Genomic DNA, 17,557 nt, shown 5'->3' with positions numbered 1-17,557 from the left:
GGCATGCGCGCATTCGTCACCGGGGGAACCGGATTCGTCGGCTCGAATCTGGTCGCCGCACTGCTCGAGCGAGGAATGCAGGTGCGGGTCCTGCGCCGCTCGACCTCGCCGATGGCCGCACTGGAGGGTTTGGACTGCGAGACCCGGATCGGCGATGTCAACGACGGCGTCGACGCACTGGCCGAAGCAATGGCCGACTGCGACTGGGTGTTTCACACCGCGGCGATCTCGGACTACTGGCGCTACCGGACTCAGACCCGGCTCTACCGCACCAACGTCGACGGTACCCGTGATATGGCCGCCGCCGCTGCGCGTGCTGGGGTCAAGCGGTTCGTCTACACCAGCTCGCTTGCTGCCCTGGGTGTTCCAGAGCGTGGACATGAGTTGGTCGAGACCGATGAGTTCAACATCCGGCCTCGTCAGTTCCCCTATGCACACAGCAAGCACCTCGCCGAGGCTGAACTGCGCAAGGCCGCCGCGGACGGTCTGCCGGTTGTGATCGTCAACCCGTCGGCGGTCATCGGGCCTCGCGACGTCAACCGCATTGCCAGCGCGATGCTGGTCGAAGCCAAGCAGGGCCGGCTGTGGTTCGCCGCCCCCGGCGGCACCAACTTCGTCTCGGTCGATGACGTGGTGGCGGGACATATTGCTGCCGCCGAACGCGGCCGGATCGGGGAGCGCTACATCCTCGGTGGTGAAAACCTGCTGTTCCGTGAAGCGTTCACGGCTGCGTGTGCGCTCTTCGGGCGTCCCGGCCCCTCTGTCATGTTGCCGCGCTGGTTCATTCCGGTGGCCGCAGCGGGGGTGAGCGTGGCACGCGCCGTGGTGGGACCGCGGCTGCCGATCGATGCCCGCCAGATGCGGCTCTCGACCGCCGAGATCTTCGCCGATGCCAGCAAGTCCCGTGAGGAGCTGGGCGTGCCGTTCACCCCGTTCCGTACCGCGCTGCGTGCCGGCTACGAGTGGTATCGCGACAACGGCTACCTGGATTAGTCGACTGTCCTCGCCGAAGTTTGCTGAACCGGCGTTCACTTAATTTCCTCAAATCGGGTGGGCGCGTTGGCAACTCGGCCTCGTCAGAAATCGGGCGAAAAATCGCCGAATGCGGATATCGGTGCATGACCGCAGTGCTAGCCTCCGTCTTGCTCAATTCTAAGTTGTGGCTCAGACGGGCGTTTGGATGGTCGGTGTGCCGTATCTCAGCTAAGGAGGCCGTGTGTCGGAGCGTCACCGCAACGGGGGAGTGCGTCCAGGTCGTGGCCATCGGGTGGTGGGCGCCGCGGCGTCGGTGGGGGCGTTTCTGGCGTTCGGGATGACGCCGGTGGTGGTGACTCCCGCGCAGGCGGACTTCGATCTGTGGGATCCGTTGTCCTGGTTCGGTGTGGATACCGCTGACGCGGGATATTCTTTTGGCCAGGAAACCGACGGCATGTCCGAGCTGCTGGCGGTGGGCAGCGCCGAGGCGGGCAACTGGTTGACGTCGGCCTGGACGACGTTCGATGAGCAGCTTTACAGCGCCATCTACGATCCGGTCCAGGCAATCATCGACAACCAGTCCAACTCCTGGTGGCTGGATCCGTTGAACGGTCTGTTCGCCCTTGGTGACTCGTGCGGCATCGCGTGCAATGGTGCCGACGCCTATATCGACACCGACAGCGGCGATTTGGTCGGGGCGCAGGACGGCGGCTGGCTGTTCGGCAACGGCGGCAACGGCATTGACGGATCCGACGGTGGCGCGGCCGGGATCTTCGGCGACGGCGGCGCCGGCGGGGCCGGCAGCACCGCAATCATCGGCGGCGAGGCGGGTAGCGGCAACGGTGGTGATGGGGGCATCGGCGGATTGCTGATGGGCCACGGCGGTGCCGGCGGCGCCGGTGCGGCCGCCCGGGTCGATACCGAAGGCACCGTGTTCGCCGCGGGTGCCGGTGGCAACGGCGGCGATGCACGGACCTGGTTCGGGATCGGCAACGGTGGCAACGGCGGTGCCGGTGGTCAGGGTCTTGATGCCACCGGCGATCAGCTGGCCACCCTCGGCGGCAACGGCGGGAACGGCGGCAATGCCGGCGTTCACACCGGCAACGGTGGCAACGGCGGTGCCGGTGGCAACGGTGGCGTGGGCTTGACTGGATCCGAGGGCACCGGTGAAACCGGATCTGCCGGTGCCGGCGGCGGCAACGGCGGTGCCGGTGGCCGTGGGGCATTCCTGATCGGCAACGGCGGCAGCGGTGGAGCCGGTGGGGTCGGCGGCGACGGGGGGTCGGGCGGGGCTGGCGCTGCGGGTGCGGCAGGCAGCTACGCCGATGACGGCAACGGCACCGGCGGCGCCGGCGGTCATGGCGGCTCCGGCGGGAACGGCGGGGCCGGCGGACGGGGCGGCGACGCTGGTCTGGCGCAGAACTTCTGGAGCGGTGTCAACGGAGTCGGTGGAGTCGGCGGCAACGGCGGCGCGGCGGGTTCAGCCGCCGACGGCGGCCGCGGTGGCGACGGCGCGTGGGGCAGCACTGGGCCCGCCGACCTTGGTGAGCGGGTCGGCGGAGACGGGGGCAACGGGGGCAACGGCGGCGAGAACGGCACGGCGGGCGCTGGTGGTCTTGGCGGCAGCAACCGCGACGGGACGAATGCGGCCGGCGGCGACGCCGGGCAGTCCGCCGGCCCGGCCGGAAACGGCGGCTACGGCGGTACCGGCGGTTACGGCGCGGCCGGGCCTGCCGACGGGTATGCCGGCGGCAACGGTGGTCGGGGCGGCGACGCCGGAAGTTCCGGGTTGTATGGCGGCGGCGGCGGTCACGGCGGCGGCGGTGGCTCGGGCTACAAGGGCATCGGCGGCGACGGCGGAAATGCCGGGGACGGTGGCGACGCCGTGAATGGGACCGGCGGCATCGGCGGATCCGGTGGCGGTGGCGGGCCGTCGGCCTGGGGCGTGCCTGGCGGCGCAGGCGGCAACGGTGGCAACGGCGGCGACGGTTTGTACGGCGGCGGCGGCGGCCCCGGCAACGGTGCCAATGGCAATGGCGGCGCCGGAGGGACCGGCGGGTCCGGCGGTAGCGGCTCCAGCGGCAACGGTGGCGGCGCGGGCGGTAACGGCGGTAACGGCGGTGCCTTCTCCAACGAGGCGGGAGGCGCTCCCGGCGGAATTGGTGGCATCGGCGGCTCAGGTTCGTCCAATGGTGCCGGCGGTGCCGGGGGTGACGGTGGAGACGGCGGTGCCGGCACCACCGAGTCGGGTGGCATCGGTGGTCGAGGCGGCAACGGCGGCACCGTCGGACCGAACGGTGACGGCCGCGGCGGCGACGGTGGCACCGGCGGTAATCAAGGGCCGGATGGTTACGGCGAGGGCGGCAACGGCGGCGCCGGCGGCAGCGATGGCACGCGCGGTGGCAACGGCGGTCCGGGCGGTGCGGATGGCGCTCACGGAACGGCAGGCAAGCCCGGGTAACGGGCTTACAACTAGCCGTGCTGCGGAACAGGTTGCAGCGCACATCTTTCCGCCTAACGAGGCGGCGCCGGACCTCTGGCGGCTAGCCGACCTGTGATAGCAGTGCTTCGGTCGGCGGGCGGCGCTGAATCCACGGCTGCACCGACTCGATCTGCGCCGCCAGCGAGACCAGGGTGGCTTCGTCGTTGGCCCGCGCCACCAGGTGTACCGCCTCGGGCACGCCGTCGGCGGCGATCCCGGTCGGGACTGAGATGGCCGGCTGACCGCTGTAGCACTGGGGGAAGGTGAACGGGATGAACTTGAGCATCTTCAGCATCGCCCGGGTCGGCCCGAGTCCCTCGAAGTAGCCCACCCGTACCGGCGGAATGGCCAGCACCGGGGTCATCAGGATGTCGAAGTCGGCGATCCTGCGCTGCGAACGTGCGGTGATCCGCGGCTCGGCGGCGACGGCCCGGCTCGCCAGCCAATCCGGGACCAGCCGGCTGGTTCGGGCCTCGGCCTGCATACGCCGTTCCAGCAGTTCGGTTTTCGGGAGCCGCTCAATCTCGTGGGCGAATCCGTTCATGAACAGCGCGAGCACCGCGGCGATGCCCATCACCGGATAGACCGGGTTTCGCTCGACCACCTCGTGACCCATCGAGCGCAGCAACTCGGCGGTCTCCAGCACCGGGCGGCGCACCTCATCGCTGACGTGCACCGGCACAACGGGCTTGAACGACATGGCGATCCGCAGCCGCCTCGGATGCGCCAGCAGTGCCTCCATCAGTGGAGGTGCCGGCGGGGGCGAGGGAATCTCGTCGTCGGGTTCGGGCCCGGTCATCGCGTCGTGCAAAAGCGCCGCATCGATGACGCTGCGAGCCAACGGCCCGATGTGGTTGAGCCCGTGGAACCGATAGGCCCGTTCCGGCGACTCCTTGGTGCTGATCCGCCCGCGCTGACCCTTCAGCCCGACCAGCCCGCAGCAGGCGGCCGGAATGCGGACCGAGCCGCCGCTGTCGCTGCCGGTGGCACCGGGCACCATTGCGGCGGCGACGGCAGCGGCCGAGCCGCCGCTGGAGCCGCCCGGGGTTCGGTAGAGATCCCACGGGTTGCGGGTCACGCCCCAGGTCGCCGATTCGCTCACCGGGTAGGCGCCGAACTCCGAGAGATGGGTCTTGCCGATGATCACCGCACCGGCAGCCCGTAGCCGCCGCACGGCGGCGCTGTCGGCGCTGGCGGGGCCGGCGTCAATTCCGGTGCCACACATCGAGGAAACACCGGCCACGTCGGTGTCGTCCTTGACCGCGATCGGTACACCGGCCAACGGCAGTGCTTCTCCGGCGGCCAGTCGCCGTTCGACATGTGCCGCCTCGGCCATCGCCCGGTCGCCCATCACGGTGCGAAAGACGTTCAAAACCGGGTCAAGGCGGGCGATCCGATCCAGATACAGGGTCACCAGTTCGCGCGGCGACACCTCACGCGCGCGCACCAACTGCGCCAAACGCGCGACGCCGGCGAAGGCCAACTCATCATCGTGCGCGGCAGACATCATTGCGTCCTTTCCCCCGCGGACAACAATACCCACCGTGCGTTGGCGTAAAAGTGTGTCGGCGTTGGCGACACACTGAGAACTGCAGAGCGCTTAGCTCCCCGTCGCAGGCTCGATGTTGTGGTTGAGGGTGAATCGGTTGCCCGGATCCAGGCGTGCCTTGAGGTCGGCGAGACGTTGGTATCCGGCGTCACCGAATGTCGCGCGGATGCGGTCTTGTCCTTCGTCGCCGACGAAGTTCAGGTAGGCGCTGTCCGGGCCCAGTGGCCGCAGTATCTCGAAGGCCTGCCGGGCCCACGCCGTGCAGCGTGCGCTCTCGGCGGGGTCGGTCCACGTCGCCATCAAATGGATGATGTACGGGTGTTCGCGGGCGACGATGGCCGTCGACTCCGCGGGAACCCGGCTGGCGTACCCGCCGAGCCGGATCAGGTGCAGCCGGGTCTGCGCCGAGGGCCGTGACCGCCCCAGCAGGGCGATGCGCCGGATCGCCTCGTCGGTGAGTTCGGTGACGAACAGCGATTTCCAGTAGTTCAGCCAGCCGTACGGCGCCGTGTAGTCCAGGGCCTGCTGCCAGGTCGAGTAGTCCAGGTTGTGCTGCACCGCCACCACCGGCTTGGCCGCCACGCCGCGAACGTTGAGCAGCGCGCTGACGTCGTCGCTGCCGATCGCATCGGTGCGCGTCGAACAGGCCAGCACGTTGACCAGCGACTGGCCCGTGGTGAAGTCGGAAGAGAAGTCCAGGATGGACGCCAGGTGATCCGGTGCGTTGTCCATCTGGGCGCGGAAGTGCCGCAGGGCTGCCTCGGCGTCGACGTCGGGGTAGGACTGCACGCCGGCCACCACCCCGGAGATCGGGTGCAGGCGCAGCACGAACTGGGCCACCACGCCGAAGTTGCCGCCCCCGCCGCGCAGGCCCCACAGCACGTCGGCGTTCTCGGTCTCGCTGACCGTCAGCACCTCACCGGACGCGGTCACCAGCGTTGCGCCGATCAGGTTGTCGCAGGTCATGCCGTGGGCGCGGGAGAGCCACCCGATGCCGCCGCCGAGCGAGAACCCGCCGACGCCGGTCGTTGAGACCACCCCGCCCGGGCAGGCCAGGCCGTGCTTGCTGGTGACCGGGTCAACATCGCCCCAGGTGGCGCCGGCGTCGACGTAGGCGATCCGCGCCTGCGCGTCGACCCGCACCCCGCGCATCTGCGTCAGGTCGATGACGATGCCGCCCTCGGTGGCCGAGTGGCCGGCGACGCTGTGGCCGCCGCTGCGCACCGCGATCTGGGCGCCGGAGTCCACGGCATAGCGCACAGCGGCGACGATGTCGTCCTGCGAGCGGCACTGCAGGACCACCCGCGGCCGCTTGTCGATCAGGCCGTTGAAGACCTGGCGCACCTCGTCGTAGCGGGCATCGCCCGGGGAGACGGCGTCGCCGGTAAAGCCCGGAACGGTGGGGGTGGTGGCTGTCATCGCATCCTTAACGGGTCAGCGCGGCGAGCTCACTCGTCACGCAGTTCGGTCGCCGGAGTGGACCGAGTGCTCTTCCAGGCGGGAATGATGGCCGCGAAAACCGCGGCGACGGTGGCCAGTACGGCGTAGACCACCGCGTCGGTCCAGGGGAACACCAGCGGGGTGATCAGGCCGACGTTGACGACGGCTGCCCGCCGCACGGCCTCGGAGATGGCGATCGAGAGCACCGCGCCGAACAGTCCGCCGGCGGCGCCGGCGACGACCGCCTCGATGGTGGTGATGCTGAACACCCGGACCCGGGTGGCCCCCAGCGCCTGGATCAGGGCCACCTCGCGCCTGCGGCGGATACCGACCAGCAGCAGCGTCGACAGCACCGAGATGAAGGCGATCGCGAGCAGGCCGTACTTCAGGGTGTTCAGCGGCGTGAGATAACGGCCGATGGAGGTCGCGATGTCAGCGGCATAACCGTCGGTGTCCACCGCGGTCACCGGCTGGTCGAACTGCGCTGCCTTGATGTTCTCGATGACCTGACCGGCGGTGAAGCCGGACTCGGGGGTGGCGAAGATCAGGCCGGCGGGCTGGGGGCCGTAGATCTGCTCGGCGACCGCGTAGGGCATGTAGATCCGACGGCCGCCGTATTCGGGCGTGGCGACAATGGTGCCGATGCTCATCGCCTGCGCGTCGAGTCCACTTCCAAATACAAGAGTGTCACCGATGTGGAGATTCTTCTCGCGCGCCAGGACGCTGCCGATGACGACCTGATTGGCTTTCTGGCTTGCCTCCGGGGATTGCCCCGCGAGTAATCCGAACGGAAATGTCGGCCGGTCCTGCGCCTGAATATGCGCTAACGACCCGTCTTTGAGGCTGATCTCGATTTCAGCCATCCGCTCGGTCTTTTCCACCCCGGCCACCGAGTTCAGTTTGTTGACCGTCTGCGGGGCGAATCGGGCATCAATGGGTCCGTAATCGGCGAACTGCGTCGTGGTGATGGCAATGCGGCCGTCCGCCTGGGATTCGGCGACCTTGGTGGCGCCGATGTGGATCGCCACCAGGAATCCGGACAGCAGGATGGCGACCACGACGGGCACCGCGATGGCGCCCGAGATGGCGGCGGTGCGTGACCGGTCCGAGCGCAGCGCGTTGAGCGCGATGGTCAGCGTCGCCCCGCTCGACTTGTCCGGCCGCGGGCGCAGGCTGGTGATCGCCTGCGCGCTGAGGTATGCCGTGGCCAGCAGGAGGCCGATGAGGGCGACGACCGCCCCGGCGTCGGCGATGATGGCCTGCCAGGCGACCAGCGCGCCGGACAGCGTGGCCAGCCGTGCCGCGACCACCCCGGTCAGTCCGATCGCCAGCAGCAGCAGGGCCCTGAACCAGATCTTGCGCTGGGTGGTCTGTTCCTGCGCCGCTCGACCCGACAGCTCGGCCGCGATGGGCGTGTTGGATGCCGAGAGGGCGGGGCCGATCGCGGCCCCCACCGCCAGCACGATGCCGGCGAGGATGCCGACCACCAGGATCGCCGGCTTGAGGATCACCGGGACGGTGACACCGACGAAGCGTTCGGTCAGCTCGCTGGCGCTGGCCACGATGGGTTCGGAGATCACGATGCCGGTCAGCACACCCATCGCCGAGCCCACCGCACCCAACAGCGCGGCCTCGCTGAGGAATCCGGTCATGATCGACGCGGGCGAGGCTCCCAATGCGGAGGCGATCGCGATCTCGCGTCGACGCTCCTCCACCGAAAGTCGGGTGATCTGGGTGATCAGGATGACCCCGACACCGATCGAGATCAGGGCGAAGATGCCCAGCAGGGGCAGCAGCACGTCGTTGACGTTGTAGCCCTTCGCCGGCTCGCTGCGGGGCTGCACGCTGTAGGTGGGACCGAGCGTGGTCTTCAGCCGCTGCTGGACCTCATTGGCGTCGGCGCCCGGGTCCAGCGTCACGTACAGCATGTCCACCCGGTCGCCGCGGGCGAACTGCACTTTCGCCATGCTCAGCGGCAGCACAGCGACCAGGCCGTTGTTGACGTCGTCGAGGTCAGCCACCCGCTGGAACTTCTCCACCGACAGCTGCCCGACATCGGTGACCAGGGTCGCCGAGGAGTCCAGGGAGTCACCCAGCGACTTCGAGGTCGCCGGTGGGGGTTCGGCCTGCCCGGCCTGGCAGACCTTCGGGTCGACGATCCACTGTGCGGAACAGTCCACGCCCAGACCCAGCGCGAAGCTCTCCTTGCCGTCGTTGTGGATCATGGTCACCCCGCGGATGACCGGCACCACGGCTGCCACCCCGGGCACCGCCCGGGAGTCGTCGACGACGGCGGGACTGATGCCGCCGCGAGTGGCCGCCCCGACCACGCGTAGTGGTGCGGGACCGGCGATCTGGTAGCCGACGTCTTCGACGGCTTTGGAGACGCTGGTGACCTCGATCATGACGGCTACGACGACTGCGACACCGCCGCCGAGCGAGAATGCTGCCAGTGCGGCCCGGAATGCGTGTTTACGGACGGCTCGGAAGTTGATTATCCGTAGCAGGCCGAATGTCGCGGCTAATGTTCCGCGAGCCATGTCACATTATTTGCCGCGTGAGCCATTCCGCTGTCCGTCTCAACTTCACCGTCGAGCAATGAAATCAGACGAGGAGCGTCGTCAGCTATTTTCCGGTCGTGGGTCACCAAAACAATTGTCTGGCCCGCGGCATTCAAGTTATACAGCGCATCGATAACTCGCTGGCCATTAACGGTGTCCAGGTTTCCGGTCGGCTCATCGGCGAGAATCACGTCGGGCTTCATGAAAAGCGCCCGGGCCACGGCCACGCGCTGCTGTTCGCCGCCGGACAATTCCGAGGGGACACGCTTGGACTTGGCAGCCAGCCCGACCTGGTCGAGCAGGCTCATCGCGTGGGCGTGCTGGCCGCGGCCGGATCTGCCGGCCAGCAGGCCTGGGAGCATCACATTCTCGACCACCGAGAGGCCCGCCAGAAGGTTGAAGGCTTGGAAGACGTAACCGAGCGTCTGGCATCGCACGGTAGCCAACTGCTTGCGTGAGAGCTGCGAGACGCTCTGGCCGTTGATGAGGACATCGCCACTGGTCGGCATGTCCAACAGGCCGAGAATGCTCAGCAGGGTGGACTTGCCCGAACCGGAGGGGCCGACCATCGCGACGAATTCGCCGCGGGTTATCTGGATATCGATGTTGCGCAAAATCGGCGTGGCAGTATCGCCCTCACCGAACTGTTTGTTGAGTTTGCGCGCTTCAAGGACCACAGGAGGTCTCAGAACGACCGGCGGCGTGTGTCCGTTCCGGTTGAGCTCCATATCCACGGTATGCATCTCGGTCCTGATCATGAATCTCCGGCGGGCGTCGTAATATAGGCGATCATGCCCGCGTTGGGCGCGTTTCTCAATTCAGTACGCACTCCGCGAAGTTGGTGCGCTACGCGGCGCTATGGGCCGATCATACCGGCGCCGGTCGCCTGCCGAAAATCGTTCGGTCGTGACCCCGACCACCGGAAGCCGTCGCGTTACCCGGACGATCCCGCCGTCAGCCGGCGGTGGCCGTAGCGCCGCGCTGGCGATAAAGTGCCGGTTGACCTGCAGCTATCCGAGTCATGAATTTGCGGCCACCCAAGTGCACGATGCTCCGGTCAGGTGCTCTGGGCCGCCCGGGTCGCGGGGTGAATGGCCACCAGGCCGAGTTCGTTGCGCCGCTCGCAGATTGCCGCCAATTCCGCATAGGCCTTGGCGCCCAGCAACTCGGTCAGTTCGGGCGCCAGACTCTGCCAGACCTGCCGGGCGCCGACGTGGGCTGCCGGGTCGCCGGTGCAGTACCAGTTCAGGTCCTCACCGCCCGGCCCCCAGCCGCGGCGGTCGAATTCGGTGATCGTGGTCTTGAGGATTTCGGTGTCGTCGGGGCGGGTGACCCAGTCCTGGCTGCGCCGGATCGGCAGCTGCCAGCACACCTCTGGCTTCATCGTCAGGGGTTCCACGCCCAGCCGGACGGCCTTGATGTGCAGGGCGCAGCCCGCGCCGCCGGCGAACCCCGGCCGGTTCAGGAAGATGCAGGCGCCCTTGACGGTGCGGGTGCGCAGTTGTTGCTCGCCGTCGTTCTCGTCGTATTCCAGGTAACCCTTGCGGCCCAGGCCTTTGTCGCGCAGTTGCCAGTCGGCGTCGGTGAGTTGGGCGACGGCGTCATCGAGGTTGGCCCGATCGTCGTCGTCACACAGAAAGGCGCCGTGGGAACAGCACCCGTCGTCGGGGCGGCCGGCCATGATGCCTTGGCAGGCCGGGGTGCCGAAAACGCAGGTCCAGCGGGACAGCAGCCACGTCAGGTCGGCGGCGATCAGGTGCTCGGGATTGTCGGGGTCGTAGAACTCTACCCATTCGCGAGGGAAGTCCAAATCGACCTCGCCGGGGTGGGGGCGGTGCTGCGCGGGGGTCACGAATCTCCAGGCTAGACCAGAAATTCACGTTGCCTCACCATGTCCGGGCCTCGCCCCACTAAGTTGGGTGCGTGCGATTAGGGGTGCTCGACGTCGGCAGCAACACCGTTCACCTGTTGGTGGTCGATGCTCACCGGGGCGGTCACCCGACTCCCATGAGCTCGACCAAGGCCACGCTGCGGCTGGCCGAGGCGACCGACAGCTCCGGCAAGATCACCCGGCGCGGAGCTGACAAGTTGGTGTCCACGGTCGGTGAATTCGCCACGATCGCAGCGAGTTCGGGCTGTGCGGAGCTGGTGGCCTTCGCCACTTCGGCGGTGCGCGATGCGTCCAACTCCGAGGAGGTGCTGGCCCGGGTGCGTTCGGAGGCCGGCGTCGAATTGCAGGTGCTCGCCGGTGAGGACGAATCCCGGCTGACGTTCCTGGCGGTGCGGCGCTGGTTCGGCTGGAGCGCCGGGCGGATCAACAACCTCGACATCGGTGGCGGTTCGCTGGAGATGTCCAGCGGTGTCGACGAGGAGCCGGACGTCGCGCTGTCGCTGCCGTTGGGTGCCGGACGGCTCACCCGGGAGTGGCTGACCGAAGACCCGCCGGGCCGGCGCCGGGTGGCGATGCTGCGGGACTGGTTGGACACCGAACTGGCGGGTGCCGCCGCGGCCGTGCTGGACGTCGGCCCGCCCGATCTGGCAGTCGCGAGCTCCAAGACGTTTCGTTCGCTGGCGCGGCTCACCGGGGCGGCTCCGTCGGCCGCCGGGCCGCGCGTACGGCGCACATTGACCGCCACTGGCCTTAGGCAGCTCATATCATTCATCTCTAGGATGACCACGGCTGATCGGGCCGAATTGGAAGGGGTGAGCGCCGAGCGAGCGCCACAGATCGTGGCGGGTGCTCTGGTGGCGGAGGCGAGCATGCGAGCGCTGTCGATCGAAACGGTGGAGATTTGCCCGTGGGCGCTGCGGGAGGGCTTGATCCTGCGCAGACTCGACAGTGAAGCCGACGGTGTCACCCTGTTCGGATCCCCGTCGATGGGCCTGGCCGCGGCGCGGTCAAAAGGAGGGGACCGATGAGTGGACCCAAGCCCGACCCCCGCGATGTCGAGACGCGACCCATCTCGGTTGCCGAACTGCTCGCCAAGAACGGCAACATCGGTGCCCCTCCGGTCACCGGGCGCCGCCGGCGCAGGCGCGGCAATGCCGACGCCGTCACGGTCGCCGAACTGACCGGGGAGATCCCGATCATTCGCGACGAAGCTCCGCCCGAGCCCGACGTCCCGGCCACGCCGTCGGCGAGTACCGACGGCGAACCCAGCGGTGCTCTGCCCATCGGTCCGGCACCCGGCTTCGTCGAGGAGGAGGACCGGCCTGCGACCGGGCCGCGTCCGGCGCAGCGGGTGGATCCCGCCGAGCGGTCGGCAGCCGAGCCACGCTGGCCCAAATCCCCGCCGCAGCCCCCGCGTGGGATCGGCCCGGAGCAGAGCGCCTACCCACGGCCCATGCGCCGCTCCGAACCGCCCGTCGCCGAGAACGGCCAGCCGGCCGAGAACCGGCCGACCGGATCCGGTGCTGAACGGATGCGTCCGGATCCGGTTGACACCTACACCGATATCGCCGTCGACGTGATGGACGCCGAAGTTCGTGACGCCGCCCTGCCTACCGGGGACTCCGCATTCGTGCGGTCGTTCCTGACCAAGTCCGGCTCCACCGAACGGGCGGGCGGGTCAGCTCTGGTTGCCGACGCGGACGCCGAGGCCGCCGCCACCGACGGCGCTGCGGTGGCCGCCGACGCGGAGACGGGTGAGCCGTACGTCGGGCGCCCGGGTGTGGTGGGTGGCTTGCTGGTGGTGCTGCAGTCGATCCTGGCGGTGGTGTTCGGCGGCGGCCTGTTCATCGTCTTCGACCAGTTGTGGCGGTGGAACAGCATCGTGGCCCTGGTGCTCACGGTCCTGGTCACACTCGGTCTGGTGGCCGCGGTGCAGGCGGTCCGAAAGACCGTCGACATCGTCAGCACATTGATCGCGGTGGCGGTCGGTTTGCTGGTTACGTTGGGGCCGCTGGCGCTGCACGCTAATTAGCCGTTCACTATTACTTCGTGCGCCCTGCCATCAAGGTCGGATTGTCGACGGCTTCGGTCTACCCACTGCGGGCCGAGGCTGCCTTCGAATACGCGGCCCGGCTCGGCTACGACGGCGTCGAACTGATGGTGTGGGGGGAGTCGGTCAGCCAGGACGTCGGGGCCGTCCGGCGGCTGTCGCGCAAATACCGGGTGCCGGTGCTCTCGGTGCACGCTCCGTGTCTGTTGATCTCACAAAGAGTGTGGGGCTCCAACCCGATATCCAAACTGGAACGCAGCGTTCGAACGGCGGAGCAGCTCGATGCCCAAACCGTTGTCGTGCATCCGCCGTTTCGCTGGCAGCGGCGCTATGCCGAGGGCTTCAGCGATCAAGTCGCCCACTTGGAGGCCACCAGCGATGTGGCGGTGGCGGTGGAGAACATGTTCCCCTTCCGTGCCGACCGATTCTTCGGCGCCGATCAGTCCCGCGAGCGGATGCGTCGCCGCGGAGGCGGTCCGGGAGCGGGGATTTCGGCGTTCGCGCCGTCCCACGATCCCCTCGACGGCAACCACGCGCACTACACGCTGGACCTGTCGCACACCGCGACCGCCGGCGCCGACGGCTTGGAGATGGCCCGCCGGATGGGCTCGGGGCTGACGCACCTGCACCTGTGTGACGGAACCGGGCTGCCGGCCGATGAGCATCTGGTGCCCGGCCGCGGCGACCAGCCCACCGCTGAGGTGTGTCAGCTGCTGGCCGCCAGTGACTTCACCGGTCACGTGGTGCTGGAAGTGACCACCTCGCAGGCGCGTTCGCCGCACGAGCGTGAGGCGCTGCTGACCGAGTCGCTGCAGTTCGCCCGGACGCATCTGCTGCGCTGATCGCCCGTCCATGTCGATCGCTGAGACACAAGGAGTCCTCGCGTGACCTCATCCACGTTGTTCACCGATGCCATGGCCCTGGTGCGCATCGACGGCCCCGACGACAGTGACGATGTCGCGTCGTTCACCGGTGAGCTCAATGAGCACTGGACCATCGGTCCGAAGGTGCACGGCGGCGCAATGCTGGCGTTGTGCGCCAACGCCGCCCGTACCGCCGTCGCCGGCGACGCGGCGGCGGAGATCCAGCCGGTCGCGGTGTCGGCCAGCTACCTGTGGGCACCCGACCCCGGCCCGATGCAGCTGGTGACCACGATCCGCAAGCGTGGCCGCCGGGTCAGCCTCGTCGACGTCGAACTCAACCAGGGCGAACGCACCGCGGTGCGCGCGGTCATCACCCTCAGTGAGCCGGAGCACCAGGCACCGCCACTGCTGTCGTTCAACCCGGTGGTGCCGTTGATGACGCCGGAGCCTCCGCCCGGCCTGGAACCGATCGGTCCGGGGCATCCGATGGAGCACATCGTGCACCTGGCACATGGCTGCGATATTCGGCCGGCGCTGACCACACTCGGCCCGCGCTCGGATGGCGGCCCGCCGGTGATCGAGATGTGGGTGCGGCCCAAAGACGCCGCCCCCGACGTGTTGTTCGCGCTGCTGTGCGGCGATGTGTCGGCGCCGGTGACCTTCGCCGTCAATCGCAACGGCTGGGCGCCCACCGTGCAGCTCACCGCCTACCTGCGGGCCGTCCCGGCCGACGGCTGGCTGCGGGTGATCTGCAGCTGCGTGCAGATCGGTCAGGACTGGTTCGACGAGGACCACACCGTCGTCGACTGCGAGGGCCGAATCGTGGTGCAGACCCGCCAGCTGGCGATGGTGCCGGTGCGCTAGCGGGCGACCCGCTGCGCCCGGCTCCGCCGCGCTTGCGATCGCCCGGTGCGCTAGCGGGCGACCCGCCTGTGGACTGGGCTTCACCGCAGTCGTGCGCCGGGTCTGAAATGCTGTCGCCATGACCAGAATCGCGATCATCGGTGGCGGCAACATGGGCGAAGCGTTGCTTGCGGGGCTGCTGGCTGCCGGTCGCCCGGTCAAGGACCTGGTGGTCGCCGAGCGGTATGGCGAGCGGGCCCGGCAGCTGTCGGAGAAGTACTCGGTCCTGGTGACCTCGGTCGCCGACGCGATGGAAAACGCCTCCGTGGTGATCGTCGCGGTGAAGCCACAGGATGTGGACGCGGTGGTCGAGGAGTTCGCCAGGAGCGTTACCGCTGCCTCCGGGGACAGTGCCGAGCAGGTGCTGGTCACGATCGTGGCCGGTCTCACCACCGGGTACGTGGAGTCCAAGCTCCCGGCCGGCGCTGCCGTGGTGCGCGTCATGCCCAACACCCCGGTCAAGGTCGGCGCCGGCGCCAGCGCGCTGGCGAAGGGCCGGTTCCCCAGCAATGCACAGGTCAGCGAGGTCGCCGCGTTGTTCGAGTGCGTCGGGACGGTGGCGATCGTTCCCGAAGAGCAAATGGACGCGGTGACCGCGGTATCGGGCTCTGGGCCGGCCTACTTCTTCTTGGTGGTCGAGGCGCTGGTGGATGCCGGGGTTGCGGCCGGACTGAGCCGGCAGGCGGCCACCGACTTGGCGGTGCAGACGATGGCCGGTTCGGCGCAGATGCTGCTGGAGGAGCGCGGCGAGGGCGAGGGGGCGGCGAACGCGGGCATCGACACCGCCCCGACCCACCTGAGAGCGATGGTGACTTCGCCCGGGGGGACCACCGCGGCCGCACTGCGGGAATTGGAGGCCGGTGGCCTGCGGACCTCGATCGATCGGGCGGTCCAGGCCGCAAAAACACGCTCTGAGCAGCTAAGAATTACACCAGAGTAATTCACTTATTTTTCACATATTGGCTCTCAGTAGTCGCAGGAACCCCATCCGTCCCGCTATTCTCCTCTATGTCTGTGCGTGTGGGCGCAGCGGAGGGGAAGCCGCTGAGACTGCACGTGCCTGATTGAAATGGGTAACGATGACGTCTGCGAACGGGCCTTCGGCGCGTGACACGACACAATTTCTCACCGTGGCCGAGGTGGCCGCGTTGATGCGGGTCAGCAAGATGACGGTGTACCGCCTGGTGCACAACGGCGAGCTGCCCGCGGTACGGGTGGGACGGTCTTTCCGGGTGCACGCCAAGGCGGTGCACGACCTGTTGGAGACCTCCTTCTTCGACGCGGGCTAACAAGAGCCGGTCGACAGGTAAGCGCCCCCCGGGCGTCGCCGCACGGCGACGCCCGGGGTCGGCTGTCTTGGCGGCCTTGGTGGTCGGGCCAGGTGCGGTTTTCCGGTCCGTGCCTGCCTACGGGTAAAGTAACCGGGTCGATCAAATTCAGCAGCGCCCATTCGTCGGCGCGGGCAGAAGCAGATAGCGGAGTTCATGGGTTCAGTCATCAAGAAGCGGCGCAAGCGCATGTCGAAGAAGAAGCACCGCAAGCTGCTTCGCCGTACCCGCGTGCAGCGCAGAAAACTCGGTAAGTAACTCCGCCCAGGCCCCTCCGAGCCGTGCCGAGCGTGAAGTTGGCTTCACGCTCGCGCACCGGGTGTGACGTTAGCTTCACACTCGACAACGAGCCGATCGCCGGTATTGCTTTTCCGGCCTGGCCGTTAGGCTGACGGGGTGGACGAGGCCGGACCCCCAAGCGACGGCACGCGAAGTGACGCCCGGCATTACCCCAAGGTTGTGTTGGTCACCGGTGCGTGCCGGTTTCTGGGTGGATTCCTCACCGCAAGGCTCACGCAGAACCCGTTGATCAACCGGGTGATCGCGGTGGATGCGGTCATGCCGAGCAAGGACATGCTGCGCCGAATGGGGCGCGCTGAGTTTGTCCGCGCCGACATCCGTAATCCCTTTATCGCCAAGGTGATTCGAAACAGCGATGTCGACACCGTCGTGCACGCAGCGGCGGCGTCGTACGTCCCTCGGTCCGGCGGTGGGGCGGCGCTCAAAGAGTTCAACGTGATGGGCGCGATGCAGTTGTTCGCCGCCTGCCAGAAGGCGCCTTCGGTGCGGCGGGTGGTGCTCAAGTCGACCTCGGAGGTCTACGGGTCGTGCTCACGTGACCCGGTGTTGTTCTCCGAGGACAGCACCAGTCGCCGTCCGCCGACTCAGGGGTTCCCCCGCGACAGCATCGACATCGAGGGCTATGCCCGCGGGCTGGGCCGGCGACGGCCCGACATCGCGGTCACGATCCTGCGGATGGCCAACATGATCGGCCCGGCCATGGACACCGCGCTGTCGCGCTACCTCGCCGGCCCGCTGGTTCCGATGGTGCTGGGCCGAGACGCGCGCCTGCAGCTGCTGCACGAGCAGGACGCGCTGGGCGCCTTGGAGCGGGCCACCATGGCCAGCAAGGCCGGCACCTTCAACATCGGCGCCGACGGGATCATCATGATGTCGCAGGCGATCCGCAGGTCAGGCCGTGTTCCGATGCCGCTGCCGGGTCTTGGGCTGTGGGTCATGGATTCGTTGCGCCGGGCCAACAACTACACCGAGATCAACCGGGAGCAGCTGGATTATCTGAGCTTTGGCCGGGTGATGGACACGACTAGAATGCGAACCGAACTCGGGTACAGCGCCAAGTGGACCACCGCCGAGGCATTCGACGACTACGTGCGGGGTCGGGGGCTGAACCCGATCGTCGATCCCAAGTGGGTCCGTTCGGTGGAGCGGCGAACAGTGAGCGCAGCGCAGCGCATGGGGGATATCAGCTTCACCAGGGTGCGGGGAGGGTAACGC

15 protein-coding genes are annotated in these 17,557 nt (G+C 68.2%); 10 read left to right on the top strand and 5 right to left on the bottom strand.

Features of this window, described 5'->3' with window-relative positions:
• The first annotated feature begins 3 nt into the window (after positions 1 to 3).
• Together ACJH5R_RS03560 and ACJH5R_RS03555 are read left to right on the top strand one after the other, a co-directional pair.
• Complete coding sequence (locus tag ACJH5R_RS03560; protein ID WP_406756444.1) at positions 4 to 993, top strand: NAD-dependent epimerase/dehydratase family protein; 990 nt, start codon at positions 4 to 6, stop codon at positions 991 to 993.
• 223 nt (positions 994 to 1,216) lie between these two features.
• Positions 1,217 to 3,436, top strand: coding sequence for a PE family protein (locus ACJH5R_RS03555; RefSeq protein WP_406781327.1), 2,220 nt, complete (start codon positions 1,217 to 1,219; stop codon positions 3,434 to 3,436).
• Between the two features lie 82 nt (positions 3,437 to 3,518).
• On the opposite strand, the gene ACJH5R_RS03550 is transcribed toward ACJH5R_RS03555, so the two are convergent.
• The 5 genes from ACJH5R_RS03550 to ACJH5R_RS03530 form a co-directional block, all read right to left on the bottom strand.
• Positions 3,519 to 4,964 carry an amidase family protein gene (locus ACJH5R_RS03550; RefSeq protein WP_406756442.1) on the bottom strand — a complete coding sequence of 482 codons (1,446 nt, stop codon included), beginning with the start codon at positions 4,962 to 4,964 and terminating at the stop codon, positions 3,519 to 3,521.
• A 93-nt stretch (positions 4,965 to 5,057) separates the two neighbouring features.
• Positions 5,058 to 6,425 carry an FAD-binding oxidoreductase gene (locus ACJH5R_RS03545; protein ID WP_406756441.1) on the bottom strand — a complete coding sequence of 456 codons (1,368 nt, stop codon included), beginning with the start codon at positions 6,423 to 6,425 and terminating at the stop codon, positions 5,058 to 5,060.
• A 29-nt stretch (positions 6,426 to 6,454) separates the two neighbouring features.
• Positions 6,455 to 8,851, bottom strand: coding sequence for an FtsX-like permease family protein (locus ACJH5R_RS03540; protein ID WP_406756440.1), 2,397 nt, complete (start codon positions 8,849 to 8,851; stop codon positions 6,455 to 6,457).
• A 116-nt stretch (positions 8,852 to 8,967) separates the two neighbouring features.
• Positions 8,968 to 9,765, bottom strand: coding sequence for an ABC transporter ATP-binding protein (locus tag ACJH5R_RS03535; RefSeq protein ID WP_406756439.1), 798 nt, complete (start codon positions 9,763 to 9,765; stop codon positions 8,968 to 8,970).
• Between the two features lie 299 nt (positions 9,766 to 10,064).
• Entirely contained in the window at positions 10,065 to 10,859 is a 795-nt protein-coding gene (locus tag ACJH5R_RS03530) for a hypothetical protein (protein ID WP_406781326.1), read from the bottom strand.
• Positions 10,860 to 10,930: 71 nt separating this feature from the next.
• Between ACJH5R_RS03530 and ACJH5R_RS03525 the strand changes: the two genes are divergently transcribed.
• The 8 genes from ACJH5R_RS03525 (at position 10,931) to ACJH5R_RS03490 (ending at position 17,554) form a co-directional block, all read left to right on the top strand.
• On the top strand, positions 10,931 to 11,926 hold the full coding sequence (locus tag ACJH5R_RS03525) for a hypothetical protein (RefSeq protein ID WP_406756437.1): 996 nt from the start codon (positions 10,931 to 10,933) through the stop codon (positions 11,924 to 11,926).
• A complete protein-coding gene (locus ACJH5R_RS03520) occupies positions 11,923 to 12,930 on the top strand; it encodes a hypothetical protein (protein WP_406781325.1) in 1,008 nt (335 codons plus the stop codon). Before ACJH5R_RS03525 ends, ACJH5R_RS03520 begins: the two co-directional genes overlap by 4 nt.
• A gap of 17 nt (positions 12,931 to 12,947) precedes the next feature.
• Positions 12,948 to 13,790 (top strand): sugar phosphate isomerase/epimerase family protein, encoded by an 843-nt coding sequence (locus ACJH5R_RS03515; RefSeq protein ID WP_406756435.1) that lies wholly within the window; start codon positions 12,948 to 12,950, stop codon positions 13,788 to 13,790.
• 42 nt (positions 13,791 to 13,832) lie between these two features.
• Positions 13,833 to 14,675 carry a thioesterase family protein gene (locus ACJH5R_RS03510; RefSeq protein ID WP_406756434.1) on the top strand — a complete coding sequence of 281 codons (843 nt, stop codon included), beginning with the start codon at positions 13,833 to 13,835 and terminating at the stop codon, positions 14,673 to 14,675.
• 118 nt (positions 14,676 to 14,793) lie between these two features.
• Positions 14,794 to 15,654 (top strand): pyrroline-5-carboxylate reductase, encoded by an 861-nt coding sequence (gene proC / locus ACJH5R_RS03505; RefSeq protein WP_406781324.1) that lies wholly within the window; start codon positions 14,794 to 14,796, stop codon positions 15,652 to 15,654.
• 139 nt (positions 15,655 to 15,793) lie between these two features.
• Complete coding sequence (locus tag ACJH5R_RS03500; RefSeq protein WP_024442553.1) at positions 15,794 to 16,003, top strand: helix-turn-helix domain-containing protein; 210 nt, start codon at positions 15,794 to 15,796, stop codon at positions 16,001 to 16,003.
• 195 nt (positions 16,004 to 16,198) lie between these two features.
• Positions 16,199 to 16,300: a 30S ribosomal protein bS22 gene (locus tag ACJH5R_RS03495; RefSeq protein WP_003402602.1), complete on the top strand. Its 102-nt coding sequence runs from the start codon at positions 16,199 to 16,201 to the stop codon at positions 16,298 to 16,300.
• Positions 16,301 to 16,438: 138 nt separating this feature from the next.
• Positions 16,439 to 17,554 carry an SDR family oxidoreductase gene (locus ACJH5R_RS03490; protein ID WP_406756432.1) on the top strand — a complete coding sequence of 372 codons (1,116 nt, stop codon included), beginning with the start codon at positions 16,439 to 16,441 and terminating at the stop codon, positions 17,552 to 17,554.
• Positions 17,555 to 17,557: the final 3 nt, after the last annotated feature.

This window comes from Mycobacterium sp. SMC-19, from assembly GCF_045310815.1.
GTDB lineage: Bacteria > Actinomycetota > Actinomycetes > Mycobacteriales > Mycobacteriaceae > Mycobacterium.
This window is presented reverse-complemented; position numbering and strand designations above follow the sequence as displayed.

Excerpts from the sequence above, each read along its gene's own strand:
- ACJH5R_RS03560 (WP_406756444.1), top strand. The coding sequence starts at position 4 with ATGCGCGCATTCGTCACCGGGGGAACCGGATTCGTCGGCTCGAATCTG.
- ACJH5R_RS03550 (WP_406756442.1), bottom strand. The coding sequence starts at position 4,964 with ATGTCTGCCGCGCACGATGATGAGTTGGCCTTCGCCGGCGTCGCGCGT.
- ACJH5R_RS03545 (WP_406756441.1), bottom strand. The coding sequence starts at position 6,425 with ATGACAGCCACCACCCCCACCGTTCCGGGCTTTACCGGCGACGCCGTC.
- ACJH5R_RS03540 (WP_406756440.1), bottom strand. The coding sequence starts at position 8,851 with ATGATCGAGGTCACCAGCGTCTCCAAAGCCGTCGAAGACGTCGGCTAC.
- ACJH5R_RS03535 (WP_406756439.1), bottom strand. The coding sequence starts at position 9,765 with ATGATCAGGACCGAGATGCATACCGTGGATATGGAGCTCAACCGGAAC.
- ACJH5R_RS03520 (WP_406781325.1), top strand. The coding sequence starts at position 11,923 with ATGAGTGGACCCAAGCCCGACCCCCGCGATGTCGAGACGCGACCCATC.
- proC (WP_406781324.1), top strand. The coding sequence starts at position 14,794 with ATGACCAGAATCGCGATCATCGGTGGCGGCAACATGGGCGAAGCGTTG.
- ACJH5R_RS03500 (WP_024442553.1), top strand. The coding sequence starts at position 15,794 with ATGACGTCTGCGAACGGGCCTTCGGCGCGTGACACGACACAATTTCTC.
- ACJH5R_RS03495 (WP_003402602.1), top strand. The coding sequence starts at position 16,199 with ATGGGTTCAGTCATCAAGAAGCGGCGCAAGCGCATGTCGAAGAAGAAG.